Origin of the sequence: Cloacibacterium sp. Arc13 (assembly GCF_041431305.1) — a bacterium.
GTDB classification, from domain to species: domain Bacteria; phylum Bacteroidota; class Bacteroidia; order Flavobacteriales; family Weeksellaceae; genus Cloacibacterium; species Cloacibacterium caeni_B.
This window is the reverse complement of record NZ_JASMRM010000018.1, coordinates 35,897-53,676: the sequence shown is the minus strand read 5'-3', so window position 1 is coordinate 53,676 and position 17,780 is coordinate 35,897. Positions and strand designations below refer to the sequence as shown.

Sequence of the window (17,780 nt, the reverse complement as noted above, 5' to 3'; positions counted from 1 at the left end):
ACTTCCTCTAATAAATTCTCTCTTAAACTCTCTTAAAATCTCTCTTAAGATCTCTCTTAAAATTTACTTTTTAAGAGACCATTTCGGATTACCAAAAGTTCCTTTGTTTTCAATAATTTCTTTAATCCTCAGTTCTGACAACAAGTTCCCAATCTTATTCTTCTTCTGTTGTTCCTCCATCCATTCTGGTAATTTGTTCCACAACAATGCATCCACATCACTCCTTGTCAGTTCCTTGTGCTCCTTTATTGATTTAACAATTAAATCTAGATAGTACTTCTTATCAAACCCTTTATTCTTAGAATATTCTGCTTTCTGACCGGTATTTTGTGCTACCTTCAGACCGATAAAATAGTTCGGTTTTCTGCCTTCTATCAATTTTTTGCTTTTCAGGTGTTTTTCTTCGAAGGCGGTTAAAGGATTTTTTTTCTGCACTTTATCCAGCATCATAATTTCTTCCAGGGACAGGTCTTTGTTCTGTGCCAATAAACGCGCATAATCCATATCCAGAATTTTTCCGGAAATGGACATTTTTACTTTCTCTTCCGATAGATCATAATCGGGCATCGGGAAATATCTTGCACGCTGGAAGTTGAAAATTTTCTTTATTCCGCCGCCGGCTGTATCCACCATTTTCAGGTTGAACATTGCTGTAGCCAAAAATTTATTTCGGTAGAATTCTTCCGGTGCATCCTCAATTACTACTTTTTCCACACTTCCGGGAATGAAAGTGCCGTGATTGGTAAACACCAACTGATCTTCCATTTCTATCACATTAATTCTGGCTCCTTTGGTGTAATCCTGGTGCGCAATACAGTTGTTTATGGCTTCACGAATTGAGAAAGGTTCGTATTTTGCCACTTCATCCGGAAAGATCGTTCCTTCCTTCATATAGCGGTATTTGATATTTCTAATCTTCGCAAAAACCTTTTCTACAGAAAGAATGAGCGGCAAACCGAAAATCTCATAATCAATATCGCTATTGTTTTCATCTACCAACTTCCAGCGGATTTTTACTTCGGCAGGATTCAGAAAATGTTCGGATTCGTCTTTACCTAAAAGAATGAGTGCCGTTCTTGTAATTTTACCCTTAATGGTAACCTTGGCCTTGTTCAGGAATCTGACGTCATCCCAAGTGTCCACTTCTGCTGCTTTCTCCGGGAATTTACTTTTGTAGTTTTTTCTTGCCAGATCAATAGCATCCTGGTCCAAATCTTCAAAAGCAGCATCAGGAATAATTGCAATGCTCCAGTCTTCTGTGGTTGCCTGTGCACGGATTCTTTCAATTTTCTCCAAATTAAGAGGCACCAGTTCTTCACCATCTCTTGCATAATAATGACCGTCAAAACTTACCGGAATTCCTTTGGGTGCAGCAGGAATTTTGAACATTACCACACGACCTTCCGGTTCCGGAAGTTCATAGATTTCTATAAAAGAAATGCGGTTGGTGGTTTTGTTGGCTATTTCACCTTTCAGACTGTCCAGGTCTTTTCTATTCGGGCGGAACTGCGAACCTACAATGGTGTGTTTTTTATCTTCCACACCGAAAATAAGCCAGGCATTGGGTTTGCCGCAAAGATTGGCTTCGTTGCTTAAAGCCGAAAAATATTTCCCCAGTTTGGTAAAATCGTAGGTGTTTTTGGCTTCCTTGAATTCTACCACTTCATTTTCCGCAGAAAGACTGCGAAGATTGTTTAAAGTAACCTGTAGTTGTTTTGGTGTCATAGTTTTGAAATTTAAGAGTGTGAAATGTCTATTGCTTCGACAAATCCACCCAATTCTTTATTCTGATCAAAAATTTTCATACTTAAATCCGCTTTGGGCATCCAAACTCTCCCTAACTGAACCGCCAATGAAATGGGCATTGAAGGGAAAATATTTAAAACTGCATCCTGACCGTGAATTCTTTTTATTTCACGAAATGCTTCTTTCATTTTTTCGCCAAAATCTTGGATTTGTTTTCTACTTTTTACAAAATCGTTATTTGGGTTGTCAATTCTAATACTGTAAATAGAAGTGTCATTACCTAATACAGATGCAATTCTGGAATCAACAATATCATCGCTTAATTCAATTTTTAACGCAACATTTGTTTTTACTTCATCTGCTACAAAATGATATTCAGTTTGAATATCATCTTGAAAAGACCAAGTATCGGGATTTCTAAGTTTCTGATGAACATCAACAGAAGTAATATCGTTAAGTAACGTTCCCAGATAAATCAAGAGCGGTATTGGAGCAAACGCAAATAATGAAATCTGTTTTATTTCATTATCATTAATTTTAGGAAATAATAATCTGTCGAACTTTTGCTGCAAAGATTTTGTTTCTGTTATCCAAAAATCAGGATCGGAGTCCTTATTCAATGAACTTACAACGCCTAGATTAATTGAAGAATCCTGCGCTGGATAAAATTTAGGAAGCAATGACTTACTAATGGTGCTGTAGTGAACATTAGGAGAATGAGCGCCAATATTTGCACTGTAAGTCACAATGTGGCTTGTCATATCAGGACTGATCGCTCCAACGATACCGATTCGTTCTTCGTGTTCTGCTTTCATTTCTAAAAGCAATTCTTCTGGGTGACCTACAATATCACCTTTATCAATCAAACGATGGTGAACATCGCACAAAACCATCAAATTGTTTATATCACTCTTTAATGCTTCCGACCGCTCAGTACACCCACGGGGACCATGAGGAGAATCTGCCACAATATGTGCAATATATGAGGTATTGAACTCCGTTTTTGTCAAAGGATCAAGGTAAAGTTTTTGATTGCATCCTCTAAACTGGCATCTTCCAGCACTTTTACCCCATAAAATAATTTTTGTTTTTTCGGGAATATAACTTACACTCATCTCAATATAACTCTTGTTTTACCTGTTAATAGTTGTTGTAACAAACCTTTTTTTTGTTCTTGAAGTAATCTCAATTTTTCTTCATATAGTTTTAACTCCAAATTAGCAGTATCTAAGACCTCCGCAATCGCTTTCTGTTCTTCCACTGAAGGAATTTTAACTTCCAATTTTAAAAAGTCCTTTTTACTCATTACTCGGTTTCTGCCTGCTCCACCTGGTGAAATCAATTCTAACAGATATTTGAACCTTGGCTGTAAAATAAAATGTCTAAAAAATTCTGGGATTGCCTTTTCCTTTTTAAAAATATAGGTAGGAAAACGGTGCGACACCAAACCTCCGTCGTCCTCTTTAGAAACAATTGCAATTGCCTGTTCCCAAGCAAATGTTATATTGACAATTAAATCATCTTCCTTAACTTCATATAATTCCTCCATCGCAATATCTGCCGGATTAAAATTTGGTTTATGGAAAATACCTTTACCGTGGCTGCGGATTCCAATTGAAAGAAACGGTTCTTTAGGTTTTTCTACAAGCCTAATTTCATTCTTTAAACAATTTTCAAGCGGTATAAACTTCCACTCATTATTAAAGCCTTGAATTCTTTTTCTACCGCTTATTAGGTTTTTAGAAATATTTTTGTTTCTGATTTTTAATTCATTAACCAAATTATTAATAATGGTTATTTTTAAATCACACCCCATTAATATTTCAGATATTTTCTGCTGTTCATTTAAATCAGGAATTGGAATTTTTGCATTTTCGATAGAGCAAATATTTAAACCAAATCTTGTCATCCCATTTGCTAATTTTTGAAACTGATGATTTATTGGCGCATAGTTTATCATTTGAGATAAGTAACCTGAGTCGATTTTCTTGCTAAATGGTCGTAAAATTGCTAGGTGATATCCGCACACTACATTTTCCATCTCTTCTAGCACTAATGCTGGAACTGCAATATCCTTTCTATCTTCCGAGTCTTTAGTAATTATTACATCGCCTTTCCTTAAAGAATATTTCTGTAGTTCTTCACTTTTGACCGTTCCGTCAGACAACTTTAATTCTGAAAAAATAAAATTATTGTAATATACATCTGTGTAATTACAAATTTTAACAGGAATTTCATTTTCAAAAATATGCTTATCAACGTTACTTACTATTATTTTGCATATTTCTTTTAATAAAACAATTTTCCAATCTATAGGTAAAGCATCTATTAAATTCATTAAAATTTCTTAATCTAAATTTTCACTTTGCAGTGTTCTTATATTTTGGATCTTCCAGGATGTATCCCTCCTCCAGTCCACTCACCTCCTACAACCCAAATTTCATAATGAAAAAGCCAATCATAAATCCAAGGAACAATTGTTTCCGAAAGAAGCATATTAGCATTCCATTCATTACCATAATACAAGCATAGAAGTTGATCCTTATCATTATAAACGTGTTCGAGTCTATTTTTTCCTTCGGCTTTTTTTAAAGGTTTGGGCTCTATAACATAAACCTTTGGTTTTTCACCCAAGTTGTAAATCATTTTCACAAAATAAGAATCTCCCATCGGCGATGGTGACAGTGTATACTTCCAAACCATCGAGTTTCCTTTTTTAGTAAAAACATGTGAATCTGGAAACATTTTCTTTAAATGCATTGCCTGAACCATTAAAGCAATCTGTTTAATCTTCTGCGCCATAAAAAGTATGCGGTTTTACTATTGTTGCACCAGCACTCATAATTCCTAATTTCGTATCAAATCTTGTTTTGCCTTGTTCGGTTAACAATCTTCTTTTTGAACCTATATTATTGAAGGCCTCTTTAACCTCTCTTTCTCCAAAAGATTTAATTAATGATTCCTGAATAGCAGTTCCTCTTGATGTAGATGCTCCAGCAATATCCTGTTTAACCTTTTCAAGCCATTGGTAAAATTTCGCCTGTTTTGCTGGACATTCAATCCATTTATCCGCAAAATTTTCTTCTTGATTTTTCAAAACAGGATTACCAATAAATTTATAAGTTTTTAAAGTCTTGAAGTCTATTTTATCTTCTATATACAAATGCATTCTATTTACCACATTCACCAAAGCATCCAAAACGTTTGCTTCACCTTGGTAAGCGTGTGCAGCCAAAGTTGTAATAATTACAGAAATTGGTCTTTCTTCATCATCGCTGAACATCATATCACGGTGCCGTTTTAAAATTTGAACAACGCGCTGCAACGGATATTTATTCGTCTGATAACTTGGCATTGGCTGAACAGCCTCATTCAATGAAAACATTTTAGTTTCCCTGAGACCTCTTACCTGAACAGCCTTGTTCATAAACCATTTTGCATATCCAAAAGGATTGCTTAAATACCATCCTGAAATATTTGTTTCTGTTGTATAATTAGGCAATTGATTATCAGTAATTCTTATAGCAAGATCTTCCACATTATCCATATTTGTAATATCAGAAAGTGATAGTTGAAGTTTCTGATCCCAATCATATGCAGAAACAGACGGTAGAATATCCATATGGTATCTTTGTGAAGCAGAATTCTGACGGTAAAGCAGAGTCCAACATCTGCGCTTTTCTTCATCACAAATATTTTCTAATCCTTTGTGTTTTTTTATCTGATCACCAACAATCTCTTTCAGGTTTTTTTGAACCCAAGACGGCGCTTTGTCTTCAAGTTCGCAGACAATATCCAAATCCATATCAAGTTTTGGATCCACAGGACGAACGGCAGTTCCAATAATTAGTGAGCCTTGAGGTTTTATCTCGGGATTAAAAGGTTTCAATAAGGAGTCATCTTTACACAGCCACTCTCCAACCATTTTATAACTGCTAACCGCAGCATTAAACTCAGTCTCTGTGATATCAAGACTTTTTCCTAATTCATCAATAATTTCACTAAACTGTTCTTTTTGTTCTTTCGTTAAATTCATCATATTAGTTTTAATTCTGTTAAATATTTTTCCATCTGTGCTTCTACTTCGCTTAATTGCTGTTTCAGCGATTGGATATTGTCGTGCACGGTTTTAATGTCCACTTCTTCCTCTTCCTCAAAAGTGTCCACATAGCGCGGGATATTCAGGTTGAAGTCGTTTTCTTTAATATCTTCAATGGTTGCACGGTATGCGTATTTATCTTCCAGCACTTCGCCTTTTTCCTGCTGTAAAGGTTCGCCGTTTCTGTAGTTTTTGTAAGTGGTAACGATATGCTCAATATCCTTTTCGCGAAGAACATTCTGGTTTTTACCGCTTTCAAATTCTTTGCTCGCATCAATAAACAACACATCTTTGTTAGCGCTTCTCGCTTTATCAAAAATGAGAATAGCCGCAGGAATTCCTGTTCCAAAAAACAGATTTGCCGGCAAACCAATTACCGCATCCAGCAGGTTTTCCTCAATCAGTTGCTTACGGATTTTGCCTTCCGAGCTTCCACGGAACAACACCCCGTGCGGAACAATTACGCCAACACGACCGTCGGTTTCGTTGGCGGTTTCAATCATATGGCTGATAAAAGCGTAATCGCCCTTACTTTTTGGCGGAACACCACGGTGGAAACGCCCGAATTCATCAGCCGCTGCATTATTGGCACCCCATTTATCCAGAGAAAATGGTGGATTTGCGACCACAATATTGAACTTCATCAGGTTATCATTTTCTAAAAGCAGAGGATTGTTAATGGTATCGCCCCATTTTATGGTTGCGCTGTCCTGCTCGTGCAGAAACATATTCATGTTACACAAAGCCCAGGTGCTTCCGTTGTTTTCCTGTCCGTAAAGCGAGTAGTTTTTCCCCGGAATTTCTTTGGCCACTTTAATCAATAGTGAACCGGAGCCACAAGTAGGATCGGAAATACGATTGCCCGGTTGCGGATCTACCAGTTTCGCAAGCAAAGTGCTCACTTCCGCCGGAGTGTAGAATTCTCCCGCTTTTTTACCTGCTTCACCGGCAAAAAGAGAAATGAGGAATTCGTAAGAATCGCCAATCACATCATTGCCATCCAAATGCGAAGGCTGCAGATCCAGTTTAGAAAAATCTACCAATAGATTTTTCAAAATGGCGTTACGCTGTTTGGTAGGCCCAAAAGCCGTTTCGGAATTAAAGGAAACCGAACGGAATACCATATTCAGTTTGGCGCGGTTGGCATCTTCCAGCGCCGCCAAACCCATATCTATAATTTCGCCCACATTGGCTTCGTTGCGGTTTTCAAAAAGATAATCAAAGGTGCTGATTTCCGGAACCTGAAAACGCTCGCGCTGCAACTGTCTTTTTACCATTTCTTCGTTGCCAGGATATTTTTGGCGGTATTGCTCCTGTTTATCTTTCCATACATCAGAAAGGTATTTCACGAAGAGTAAACTCAGGACATAATCCTTATAAGAACCGCTTCCCATCACAGGACGCAGGGAATCGCAGGCTTTCCAAACGATATTGTTGATTTCTTTTTGGGTAATTTTATTTTCAGGCATTATGAGTTATTTTAAAATGTTATTAATGGCGGTTTGGTATAATAGTATTTTCTGATCTTTAATAGCGTCGGCAAGTTTCATTTCTTCATCGTGCAGTTTTTTCATCGCGACAATTTTTTTCTGTATTTCCAAAGGCGGAATTTCAATCTCAAAATCTGCCAGTTCTTTTTTACGCAATGAAGGAATATTACTTCCGGCTCCAGCCTGCTGAAAATAGGCAATGTTTTTTGAAAGGTTCAGCACTGCTGACAGAAAGCCAGGCAACACTTTATTTTCATCCACCTTAAGCACATAAAATAATGAGGAAGGAATGACTTCTCCCCATTTTTCTTCATATTCCGCAGCAAAAAAACGGCTTCCTTTTCCTGCAAAGAGAATGTCTCCCACCTGCAAAGCAAAAGCGCGAGTGTTTTCTCTGTCTGGAACAAAAGCATCAAAATTGCCCAACAAAGTACCGGTTTCCGAAAAATTCTTTGCCTGTAAAAATGGCAAAGAACCTTCTGCAGACGGCTTTAAATAAGAACCGAACTGAATTGAGCAGACTTCATTTAGTTTAACTTTTTTCATAAAATAGTATTGTAAGTACTCTACAAAGTAATGCAAAGTAAAGCATAAAAAATTAATTATGCAAATATTTTTAATTGTAGAGTATTACAAAATTTAATTTTTAGGGAAACATAAAGTATTTGTTTGCGCTAAATTAGTGGGGTGTAAGGGTGTAAGCAAATTTTATATGAAAAACTTTTCCACAATTTTCATTTTAAAAATAATGTTCCATTGGAAGTAAAAAGTTACATATTAAAGAAGTTCAAAGTGTAATTTTCTTCGTATTACGCTATTTTAATCAGAAAATTTTTAGAAAAAAAATAAAAAAAATGTTTTGGCGAAAAATGGTTACACCCTTACACCCAACAAACAAAAGAAAAGCGAAGCAGAATGCTTCGCAATTATTTCTACTAGAAAGGAAATTCTTCGTCATCATCAAATTCAGTATCAAATTCGTCTTTTGGAATTAACGGATTTTCTTCGGGAATCCATTCAAAATATTTGTTTAATAACTCGCAAATGATGTGATAATAATAAACTTCACTCAATTGATACTTGAAATTCCTATCTTCATAAAAATCCTCTCTGAAATAACAGTTCTCTTCAAAGCCATATTTTGCATATCTAAACTCAAAATCAGTCCTTATGAGCCAATTTTTAATCGATTGTTCGTTTATCACTGGAAATTTTGTAAATTCCAAAAATAGCTTTTTAGCTAATTGATTTCTTTTTACTGCCGTAACTGCTGAACTCACTGCAAATAAATAATTACCTATTTTGACTGTATATTGATAAGATTTTTTATCGAAAATCCTTTTCATTGAGTCTAAATGATTGTATTTATCAAACCAATTTAAATAAAAATTTGAACTTAGGATTCCATTGACTGACATTTCATTTTCTATTTCTTCAACAGCCCTCAAACATTCTTTTTCTTCCTGTAACGTTTCCCAAGAATGGACAAAATTTGTTTTTTCATCTTCATAAAAATAGATTCCTACCCAATCATTTTGAATTTTAATATTATCTGTTTTGAATTGCCCACATTTGTAAATATCTGAAAAATCATCTTCATTTTCCTCAAATACTAAACTCATATAGCATTCACCTTGGGAATTCACAAAAGAGTAACCTGTTTTTCCTTTTTGACAACCATCACATCTTCCTTCATAAGCTTTGAAATCCTGTTTAATTTCCTCATCACTTTTTGCTCTTTCAAAATAATCTTTCAGTTTATTGACGAAGGTTTGCTTTGGAACATCCTGATAAGACATATCATCATTGAGCAGAACATCTAACATTCCTGCATCAAGTTGTTCAAATGCTTTGATTATGAGCTGTTTTTTCGTCATTCGGTTTTTAGAATTAAATTATGAGGTGACTTCACAAAAATGTTAAAGCCTCGCACTCCAATAGCGGAAATTTTGTCTACAATTCGTATCTCCCAATTCAATACCTTTTCTGAAATAAGAAAGACCTTCATTAATATTTCCAAGATAACAACAAGCTACGCCAAGCCTGTTGATATTATCCGCAACCTGTGGGAAATATTTATATGCTTCAAGACAGTTTTTTTGGGCAAGATTCCAATTCTCCAAGACAGCATATACCAATCCTAGTGCATAATAACCGGTTGGCAATTTGTGAATATACAAAAGCTCTTCGCCTAACTTTACAGCTTTGTCATAATTACCGGAATCGCAAGCTTGCATACTTTGTTGCAGAATTAAACCGGGATCAGTATTTGCTTTAGGTTTTTGAAGTGAAGGTTCAGAAGAATGTAGTGCGTCCAAAATTCTTTTAGCATTAGGATTACCAAGTCTAATCGCTTCTTTTAGTAATCTTTCTGCTTCAGTAATATTTCCTGCCTGTTGCTGAATTTGACCAGCCAATAAATAGGGATTTGAATAGTTTGGGTTGTATTCAAGTGCCTTCCTGCAGTCTTCAAAACCTTCATTCAGTTTGCCTAAGTTTTTCCTCGCATTACCACGGTTATTGTAAAGTCTTTCAAATGGAAGCCCCATTAGGACGCCTCCCATCATTCCTTCCAAATCAGGGTTCAGTTCAGAATTGGGATGTTTTTTCTTTATATCAATTGCAGCGGTGTAAAATTCCTCTGCTTTTTTATTGTTCCCAAGATTTAATAACAGATGCCAATCTGATGATAAAGTTGGTAAACAGACAATTCAGAATTAGAAAGCTCTATTGCTTTATTATAATCAGTTATAGCTTCGGTGAAATAATTTTGATCCTCATAAACATTTGCACGGAAAGCATAATGCCGCCAATCTGAAATATCAGATTTTTGAATAGTAGAATTAATATAAGAAAGCGCTTTATTAAGATCTCCGGCTAAATATGCTGACTCTGCAATTTGATAATCCAGAAGGTAGCCATTATTTAGACCACGTTCCATATTTTTAAAAGTTCTGGTATTAGTATTTTCTTTCTTATCGAAGCCAAATAATTTTTTGAATAATGACATAGTTAGATGTTTTTAGATTTACTACTTTATGAAGTGCATTGCAACCGAAACGATGATTGCTACTACTATTAGCAACACTAAAACAGTAAAATTCGAACCTTGTTTTTTCGCAAGTAGATCTTGTTTTTCTTTTAGTGCATTCAATTGAGAAACTAAATTTCGTTCCTGCTCCAATAATTTATTTTCTAAACTTTGTAGCTTTTGATCCACTGTGGAAAGTTTCTCCTGAAATAGCATTGTTTGATTTGAAATATTTAATAGCGAAGTGTTTACATTGTTAACAGCACCAAAAATATCAGATAATCGCTTGTCGTGTTTATTGAAATGCTCTTCTAAATCAACAGTTTTTAACCTTTCGACCTCGCCGGTAAAATGTTGTCCTGTAGTGCTCAAATTATTCTTAACATCATCAAACTGACCAATTTTCTCTGATGTTATCCTTTCTAAATTTTGAAAATAATCAGAATTTGCATTTTCAAAACGTTTTCTAAAATCAATTTCGTCAATTTGAGCGATTCTGTTATTGAGATCAATAATTTTTTCCTGCAGAAATATATTTTGTTCTTTCAGAAGTTCGTAGTTTTTGTAAACAAACTGATCTGAAATTTCGCTGAGTTTAACACCCAAACGATCAAAATGAATTGGAACTTTTTTTACTTCTTCAAGAGTTTTGTTAACATTATTTCTTAATTCGGAAATCTTTTGCAAGTGATCGCGTAGTGCATTTACATTTTCTAAAGAAGATTCAATAATTGCTGAAGTATTATAATCGCTCATAATTATGCTGTAGTATAAAATTTATCTAAGAGTTCTGAAACCTGTTTTAACTGCAGGTTTTGTAAAAGTTTATTTTTTATTAAATCAATGTCCAAAATACTTTCGTTTTTTTCATTAATATTTTCGATAAGTTTTTCAAAATAGGTCTCGAAAACTTTTTTAATTAGCGTATAGTCATTATTGTGATATTCCACATCTTCAAAAAGCTTATCAAATCCTTTTTCAATAACCTTATTCGCCTCATTCCTGTACGAAACATTATTGGTGGAATACATTGCAAAAGCATTCAGCAATTTTAAAACCCAATCTTTGTTGAGTTCATTTTCGACCAATGAAAATGTAATTTTTTTACAAGAACCAATTAAATGTTTGTAATTGTTTTGTTCAGTTCCATTTTTAATAATGCTATCACTTAAATATTTTTGCAAAATATCAAAGGGATCCATCTTTTTATCTTGATATAATCTGTGATCATCCAATAAAGAACAGTCAATTCCATTTTCAACATAATCGGGTTTGGAATATTTTGCGTTAAAATAGAAATACATTTCTTCCTTAAGGTAAAGGTTATTTTCAAAAAGACCTAAATTATTTGTGGCCATATTATCCATCAGCCTTTTAATTTCATCTGTAGCTCTTTTTCTTTTACCTGCAATCTCAAGTATAGCAAAATCAATTAAATGAAAAACGATTTTGATAAAATCATCAACTAAATCATTTTCAGAAAAAGAAAGATTTTGGCGTAAGATATTTATTGAATTTTCGACTGATACTTCCGATTGATAACGGCGTAGAAATGATTCTAATTTACCAATATAATACTCAATAGATTCATCTTTGTATAAAACACAATGATATTGCTGTTTTACATAATCTTTGGTGTAAGATCGTAGCAAACCTGCAGAATGTAAGCGATAAACCATTCTTCCCGTTTCTATTTCGTTGCGAAGCGCAAAATAAGGAGCTTCGATTTTTGCTCTTTTAAAATCATCAATTTCATCAACTTTTAAAATACCCTCCATTTCAAGATTAAACCATAACTCCTCTACATTTGCACTGTTTTTAAATAAATCGTCAATCGTTTTTGTATGCTCCGCTTTTTGCAATGTAATAAGTTCCTGAAGAATTGTTGATGGCTTAATATTTCTTAGATTAGAAAATGCAAGCATAAATTTAAACTCACCGGTCTCTACCGAATCAAACACACTTCGTAACGGTGGTTGAAATGAATCAGCATACGGAAAATCTGAACTATTAAATAAGTTTGTTATATGCGATTTTTCATATCGTTCTCCTTTGTAAGCCAAATCATAGAAAAAATCGTGAATGGCACGGTCGGGAGAACTTTCATACAATAATTTATCTATATTTTCTGCAATAATCTCTTTTAGGTTCTTAACCATAAAAGGTGATAACACGCCTTCTTTACCAGTTTTAGAAGTCCATTTAAATTCGCATTCAGAAAGTTTTTGTAAAAATTTAGTTTTATCCTCAGCCAAATTTTCATCACTATTAAGATTCTGCTTAATGACAAACATATTGAATGAATTCAAGCCTTTATAATATTTTGGTAATTCTAAATAATTGAATTTGATGTGATTTAGAGGATTGACCAAAATGGTAGCCAATGACGTTTTTTTATCTCTTCCTGCGCGACCGCACTCCTGTACCAGACTTTCTAACGAACCAGAATAATTGACATGAAAAGTTCCTCGAACATCATCTTTGTCAATGCCCATTCCAAAAGCTTTTGTGCAAACCATATGTGGAGTAATTCCCGAAGTGAACTTTATGAAATTATTCTGAATTTCCTCCTGCTCTTTTTCATCATCTGAGCCATAGTAAAAAGTTGACGAAATACCACTTTGCTGAATTTTACTTTGAACAAAACGAACCCCGTTTTTATTTAGAAATTGACCATCATCCCCTTTGCTAGTTCCTTTTACAGCACAGAAAGAAATAGAACAAAAATTGTTGACATTTTTATGGTTATATAGTTCAGAATTATACTTAAAAATTAACTCGTTATTTTCGTCATAAACAGGTTTTTGATTTTCTTTTAGACAGAAATCTTTTGGATCAAAATTTTCAAAGTGATGTAATTGAGATTTTAATAAAAGTTCCTCATTATTAAAGTATGAGTAACTCTCCTGAAAATTAGCCATTTCTTCCAATAATGATTCTGCTCTGCTTTCTTTATTTTTAATATTAACAACTTTGAAAAACAGCTCCGGACGAATCGTGTTCTCAATCATAATGGTTGCGGAAGCAACGTCATTGCTTTTTATTTTCAATTCCCTTTCAATATCAGCCAATACATCAAAAGAAGCTGTTGCAGTAAGTCCTATTAAACTAACTGGCACTGAATTCCCAAATCTATCTTTATCTCGCGTATAGCAATATTTTTGCGCATTTTCGCCTAACATCAAATAATCATATCTAAAGTCGTGTCCCCATTCTGACAAACAATGAACTTCATCGATTACGCAATATCCAATGCTCTGACCTGTGCCTGTTGTGTAAATATTTTGAATAATATCCCTGAAACTTTCAATTACAAATCTTTCAGGTGACACAAAAATGATTTGTTTGGATGCCAGTTTAAAATCTACGATGCTGCGATTTTTTTCTTTGTCAGTTTGAGATGAATTTGCGTAACAAATAGAATCAATCCAATTTTCTTTTAAAACTCTAACCTGATCTTCCATCAGCGATTTAATAGGATCCACTACAATTGTTAAAGACGGCTGCATGAAAGCCGGAATTTGAAAAGTCAATGATTTACCGCCTCCTGTAGGAAGAAGACCTATTACAGGTAATTTTTGGAGTGCTCGTGAAATAATTGGCAACTGACCTTCCCTGAAATCTTTTTTTCGGAATATGTTACGTAAGAAGTATGCGATATGTGGATATAACTCTTCAATATTTGAATAAGAAGTGTCCTCATTTCTTATTACCAGTGGTTTATATTTAAGAGATTCAGCACAATAGATTAATCTTGAGCCTTCAACTGACTGATCCACATAGTGAGCACTTCTTACTGTATAAAACTGGTGAGTGACGGTGTTTCCAAAATTGTAAATATTTTCTCTTAACAAAATAGAATGGTCAATAACAAAATCAAAATCTGAAGCATTAAATTCATTCCACTGAATTTTTCTGTGACCAAAATTGATTTCACTATTTAAAATCCATTTTTCATCTTGCAAAACAGTTATTGTTATTTCCGGAATTTGCAGTTTGCTTTCACTTTTTAAAAGTGGGGTGATATTATCAATAAATTCTTTAAAAAGTTCTACAGCTAAACCTCCCCCCGGAATATCTCTTTCAATAAAGCAAATGTTGAGATTTTGTTTTTCCAGAAATTCTGGTTTACGAATAAATATTTCTAAAAGTGTTTTCTGAAGTCTGGCAACAACTGTTGGCAATAATGTCAGATAATATTTCGGAAGTTCATTCTCAACTATTTTATCAAAGTTTTTTTGAAAAATATCAAGGATATCTTGTTGCAAATATTCTTCAGGCGTTTTGGTAAGATTTTGAATTTCAAAACTGGAAAAACGAATCACATTTCCATTTTTCTCAGATATTTTCTTATCTCTAAGTTTATCGTAAATAACCTGCTCTTGTAATAAATGATGTGGACCGTCAACCTCAAATACAATAGTTTCATACTTATAATCTTCTGAAATTTGATTAAAATATTGATAGGGCTTTGTAAACGAAAAATCCAAACGTCTTTTGCCGCCAAAAGATGAAACCAATGTCCCAAATTCTCTTTGAGATTGAAAAATCTGCTTAAGAAAAGGCTTTGAATTATTGAGGAAAGTCCACTCCAATTCAGAATCAAGCTGCCCGGCGTAATTTTGTTTCGCAATATCTAAACCAGGACTCACTAAATGAAGTAAATCAAAGTAATCTTGATAGTGAATAACATTCTCAGGTATCAAGTATTTGTAATCATAAATCTTCGTTGAGTCACTATATGAAAGACCAATTTTTTCAAAAAAATTCTCCAATAAAATAGGCGCTCTTGTTGGAAGTCCTCTCGACAGGATGTTATTTTGAACAGCAAGAACTGGGTGTATTTGCTGATAATCTATCTCAGAATCTGAATCAAAATTTATTGAAAAGCAAGAAAGATTTTCAAGAAGCCCTTTCAAAGCATCGACTTTAGGATTTTTAATCCTTCGATTAAAAAAAGATCTATTATGAAATTCGTTATTTATGAGATCTGAAATCCCATCAATTATGTAACTAGCCTGAAAGTTCATTGAAAGTGAAAAAGTAAATTATTCTATTATATGCTTCCGTTTTCTTTAAAATGCTAAATTTAAGAAAATTATGGATAATAGAAAAAAAAAGAGAGGTGCAGATTGCACCTCCTTTTAACTCTCAAATCTGTACGGAATTTTCGGGGTTTCAAAGTTCTGATTTTCTGTATTGAATTTTTGTTTTGTTCTTTCTTCAACTTGCTCAAAACTGAATTCCTTCACTGCATACACATACGATTTATTCTTTGCTAAACGCAGGAAACCGTGTTTCTTTAATGCTTTGCCCAATTTGTTCACAACGCCATCAGAAATATTAATTTTTGAAAGTTCAGCCAATCGAACCGCTATTTGTGAGGCATTGTAAAAAGCGTTGGCATTTTCTTTTGTAGCAGGTTCGAACCACGTTAAAAGCAATTCTTCTTCTGGGCTTAGCAATTGGTATTGTTCGTTATTTTGGTTTATTTCTTTGATTTCTTCTTGGTTGAACCAATGTCTAAATCCGTCCTCTTTTAGTTGCAATGCTTGAGCGTAGACTTTATTGATATCAATATCATGGGTGTACTCGATGTGTTCTACTTCGAAGCATAAGAAACGGCGTGAGCCAGTGGTGTCATTTAGAAACTGAGCCGTATTTACCGAACCTGCAAAAGATGCTCTTCTTGGCAAATTCTCGTTGTTGTGTCCGTAAGCTTTGCGCATTCGGATATGGGTTTTGGTGATGATCTCTTTTAAGCTGCCAATTTCTGAACGGTTTAGATTTTCTAATTCATCCAGATTGATTAACATACATTCTGCCAAATGGATTAAAGTGTCTTTATTGCTTGGGTTGATGGTTCCCGAAAATATGTACTCTTTCAGTTGTTTCGGCATTAGTTTTTCAATCCAGGTTGTTTTTCCCAATCCCTGTTTTCCTGAAAATACGATAACCGTTTGGTTTACCTGTTTTTCATCCAGTACACAGGCAACCATAGCCACAAACCATTTTTTAAAGCAAGTACGCCACAAATCCTGTTTTGTGGTGGTGATGGTATCAGCCAACATTTCTATATAATCAGTTTCGTCTTCATTTTTTGGAAGACTTTCGAAATAGACTTCGAAAGGATCGAACATTTCGCAATAGTCGGAATGGAGAAGGTTTCTCAAGCTGTTTATACTGCATTTTACTTTTGCTTTTAGGATTTCGCGAAGGATTGAATTTTCTGCAAAGTCGGTCATCGCCTTCCATTTGGTGGCTTTGAGGGTTTTGAATTCGAGTTTACCCAAAACATTGTTGTACCGGAAGTTGTAGCGGTTGTTGAGGAACATTTCCAGTTTATCAATGTAGGAAGGTTGTTCTTCCTCGTCGTCGGAGAAATTGCCGTCATTGGTTTTGGTCGCAGACGATTCACCGGAATTTGTTTTAATGCTCACAGATTGCACAGATTTAGCAGATTTAGTTTTCGGCTGGAAGGTGTCTGTGTTGTGTTCTGCGGTGTTTTGGTAGGCACTTTGAACGGCTGTCGTTACTTCCTTTGCATCATATCCATAATCTGCCAAAATGTAACCCAAAGCCATTGATTCGGAAATACCTTTTCGGTTGAGATTGTTCGCCAAAGCAAAAACGAAGTTGTTGCGGTTGCCCTCCTCAAAACGGACTTTGTTTTCTGTGAAGCGGACGGTGTGTTCGTAGATGAGAAGAGTGTCGTCGGTTGTTGGTTTTTGGGATTTCGTTTTTGGTTTTTCGGGAGGAAGGTTTTGCTGATTTTCATCAGAGCCTGGTGCAAATATTTCTGCATTGATATTCAGATACAATTCAGGATCGTAAGAAAAGAAGCAAAGCCGGGTTATGTCTTTGCCGGATTTGTCAATTTCAACCTGCAGAAGTTCTTCAAAATATCTTTGAAGTTCCAAAAACGTTTCTTTGTGCTGTTCTTTGTCTGACGAAACTTTCACTAAAATTTTCAGACCGTTTCCTGAAGGACTAACGAATGAAGCAAATACAAAATCATCTAATCTGATTTTTGTCTTACACTGTTGGAGTTTTTCTTTTTCGAGTTTGTCGATATCCAATACTATTAAGCCGTTATAGTTTGTCAGGAATTCCATTTTTCTGCCACCCTTAAATGTCGCACTTGGTGTAAATGCCGGAAGTGATTTTTTGGCTCGTTCTGCAGCTTCTTTTTTATCGTCGGCAAGGGATTTTCTGAGATATGTGATGGCGTTTTTGTAAGTTCCGGATTTTATATCTTCCAGAATTTTTAGGAAGTCTTTCTGTTCGGAAACTTCGTTGAAGTTTTTGAATATGGTGGATTGCATTGGTTTAGATGTTAGAAGTTAGATGATAGAGGTTAGATTTTTTTTAACGCAAAGTCCGCAAAGGTTTTTCTGATAAACTTGCAGCATAA

13 protein-coding genes are annotated in these 17,780 nt (G+C 34.7%); all 13 read right to left on the bottom strand.

Annotation, left to right across the window (positions count from 1 at the left end; all coding sequences use genetic code 11):
• Window positions 1–63: 63 nt before the first annotated feature.
• The 13 genes from QO190_RS11925 to QO190_RS11865 all read right to left on the bottom strand — a co-directional run bounded on the left by QO190_RS11925 (window position 64) and on the right by QO190_RS11865 (window position 17,691).
• A complete protein-coding gene (locus tag QO190_RS11925; RefSeq protein ID WP_371463267.1) occupies window positions 64–1,725 on the bottom strand; it encodes an ATP-binding protein in 1,662 nt (553 codons plus the stop codon).
• Between the two features lie 11 nt (window positions 1,726–1,736).
• A complete protein-coding gene (locus QO190_RS11920) occupies window positions 1,737–2,861 on the bottom strand; it encodes an SAVED domain-containing protein (RefSeq protein WP_371463265.1) in 1,125 nt (374 codons plus the stop codon).
• Window positions 2,858–4,084 carry a restriction endonuclease subunit S gene (locus tag QO190_RS11915; protein WP_371463263.1) on the bottom strand — a complete coding sequence of 409 codons (1,227 nt, stop codon included), beginning with the start codon at window positions 4,082–4,084 and terminating at the stop codon, window positions 2,858–2,860. The genes QO190_RS11920 and QO190_RS11915 overlap by 4 nt, the downstream gene beginning before the upstream one ends.
• Window positions 4,085–4,122: 38 nt before the next feature.
• Window positions 4,123–4,548: a hypothetical protein gene (locus QO190_RS11910; RefSeq protein WP_371463261.1), complete on the bottom strand. Its 426-nt coding sequence runs from the start codon at window positions 4,546–4,548 to the stop codon at window positions 4,123–4,125.
• Window positions 4,532–5,785, bottom strand: a complete 1,254-nt coding sequence (locus QO190_RS11905) for a nucleotidyltransferase (RefSeq protein ID WP_371463259.1) — start codon at window positions 5,783–5,785, stop codon at window positions 4,532–4,534. The genes QO190_RS11910 and QO190_RS11905 overlap by 17 nt, the downstream gene beginning before the upstream one ends.
• Window positions 5,782–7,314: a type I restriction-modification system subunit M gene (locus QO190_RS11900; RefSeq protein ID WP_371463257.1), complete on the bottom strand. Its 1,533-nt coding sequence runs from the start codon at window positions 7,312–7,314 to the stop codon at window positions 5,782–5,784. The genes QO190_RS11905 and QO190_RS11900 overlap by 4 nt, the downstream gene beginning before the upstream one ends.
• Before the next feature lie 6 nt (window positions 7,315–7,320).
• A complete protein-coding gene (locus QO190_RS11895) occupies window positions 7,321–7,881 on the bottom strand; it encodes a restriction endonuclease subunit S (RefSeq protein WP_313101566.1) in 561 nt (186 codons plus the stop codon).
• Between the two features lie 389 nt (window positions 7,882–8,270).
• Window positions 8,271–9,212, bottom strand: a complete 942-nt coding sequence (locus tag QO190_RS11890; RefSeq protein ID WP_371463254.1) for a hypothetical protein — start codon at window positions 9,210–9,212, stop codon at window positions 8,271–8,273.
• 42 nt (window positions 9,213–9,254) lie between these two features.
• The gene (locus QO190_RS11885; protein ID WP_371463252.1) at window positions 9,255–9,902 is read right to left on the bottom strand and encodes a tetratricopeptide repeat protein; all 648 of its coding nucleotides are present in this window, start codon (window positions 9,900–9,902) and stop codon (window positions 9,255–9,257) included.
• Window positions 9,903–10,000: 98 nt separating this feature from the next.
• Complete coding sequence (locus QO190_RS11880; protein WP_371463250.1) at window positions 10,001–10,345, bottom strand: tetratricopeptide repeat protein; 345 nt, start codon at window positions 10,343–10,345, stop codon at window positions 10,001–10,003.
• A 21-nt stretch (window positions 10,346–10,366) separates the two neighbouring features.
• On the bottom strand, window positions 10,367–11,122 hold the full coding sequence (locus tag QO190_RS11875; RefSeq protein ID WP_371463248.1) for a hypothetical protein: 756 nt from the start codon (window positions 11,120–11,122) through the stop codon (window positions 10,367–10,369).
• A 2-nt stretch (window positions 11,123–11,124) separates the two neighbouring features.
• Window positions 11,125–15,285 (bottom strand): DEAD/DEAH box helicase, encoded by a 4,161-nt coding sequence (locus tag QO190_RS11870; protein ID WP_371481338.1) that lies wholly within the window; start codon window positions 15,283–15,285, stop codon window positions 11,125–11,127.
• 225 nt (window positions 15,286–15,510) lie between these two features.
• Window positions 15,511–17,691 carry a VapE domain-containing protein gene (locus QO190_RS11865; RefSeq protein ID WP_371463244.1) on the bottom strand — a complete coding sequence of 727 codons (2,181 nt, stop codon included), beginning with the start codon at window positions 17,689–17,691 and terminating at the stop codon, window positions 15,511–15,513.
• Between the last annotated feature and the right edge of the window lie 89 nt (window positions 17,692–17,780).

Bases quoted from the DNA above. Each gene is read 5' to 3' on its own strand.
- QO190_RS11895 (WP_313101566.1), bottom strand. From the start codon at position 7,881: ATGAAAAAAGTTAAACTAAATGAAGTCTGCTCAATTCAGTTCGGTTCT.
- QO190_RS11880 (WP_371463250.1), bottom strand. From the start codon at position 10,345: ATGTCATTATTCAAAAAATTATTTGGCTTCGATAAGAAAGAAAATACT.
- QO190_RS11890 (WP_371463254.1), bottom strand. From the start codon at position 9,212: ATGACGAAAAAACAGCTCATAATCAAAGCATTTGAACAACTTGATGCA.
- QO190_RS11910 (WP_371463261.1), bottom strand. From the start codon at position 4,548: ATGGCGCAGAAGATTAAACAGATTGCTTTAATGGTTCAGGCAATGCAT.
- QO190_RS11865 (WP_371463244.1), bottom strand. From the start codon at position 17,691: ATGCAATCCACCATATTCAAAAACTTCAACGAAGTTTCCGAACAGAAA.
- QO190_RS11885 (WP_371463252.1), bottom strand. From the start codon at position 9,902: ATGATGGGAGGCGTCCTAATGGGGCTTCCATTTGAAAGACTTTACAAT.
- QO190_RS11920 (WP_371463265.1), bottom strand. From the start codon at position 2,861: ATGAGTGTAAGTTATATTCCCGAAAAAACAAAAATTATTTTATGGGGT.
- QO190_RS11900 (WP_371463257.1), bottom strand. From the start codon at position 7,314: ATGCCTGAAAATAAAATTACCCAAAAAGAAATCAACAATATCGTTTGG.
- QO190_RS11875 (WP_371463248.1), bottom strand. From the start codon at position 11,122: ATGAGCGATTATAATACTTCAGCAATTATTGAATCTTCTTTAGAAAAT.
- QO190_RS11915 (WP_371463263.1), bottom strand. From the start codon at position 4,084: ATGAATTTAATAGATGCTTTACCTATAGATTGGAAAATTGTTTTATTA.
- QO190_RS11905 (WP_371463259.1), bottom strand. From the start codon at position 5,785: ATGATGAATTTAACGAAAGAACAAAAAGAACAGTTTAGTGAAATTATT.
- QO190_RS11925 (WP_371463267.1), bottom strand. From the start codon at position 1,725: ATGACACCAAAACAACTACAGGTTACTTTAAACAATCTTCGCAGTCTT.